Origin of the sequence: Citrobacter sp. Ce006, assembly GCF_030336535.1 — a bacterium.
In the GTDB taxonomy this organism is placed as follows: Bacteria; Pseudomonadota; Gammaproteobacteria; order Enterobacterales; family Enterobacteriaceae; genus Citrobacter; species Citrobacter europaeus.
On record NZ_JAOWDO010000039.1, the window covers coordinates 1 to 374 of the forward strand.

The window sequence follows — 374 nt, forward strand, 5'->3', positions numbered from 1 at the left end:
CGGCTATGCCATTAAAGACAAGCCTTATCCCGATGGCACCACTGTACGCTGTGCGGTGAACGCTGCGGAGGCGGTGAAATGACCGGTAAATATAGCCTGGCACTGGTGTTGTTGCTGAGCGGGTGCGATAAACCGGAGCCGGCGGGGCAGAATAACGCGGAATTAGCACAATATCTGCAACGCATCACCGGCGATCTGGTTTTTATTCCGGGCGGCACGTTCTGGATGGGGGATTTTTGCTCCCGCACGCATGGCGAGGGGGCGCGCTGCTCTTCGGAAAAAGACACCAAACCGCTGCATGAGGTGACGCTGACCAGCTATTCCATCGGTCGTTTCAAGGTGACCCATGAGGATTACGCTTTTTATCTGAAAAT

The 374-nt window shown here is 54.8% G+C and carries 1 protein-coding gene; it reads left to right on the plus strand.

Translation table 11 applies throughout. The features are described from left to right. Positions 1-78: 78 nt before the first annotated feature. On the plus strand, positions 79-374 hold a 296-nt coding region (locus tag OGV94_RS00815; RefSeq protein WP_286522160.1), incomplete at its 3' end, for an SUMF1/EgtB/PvdO family nonheme iron enzyme.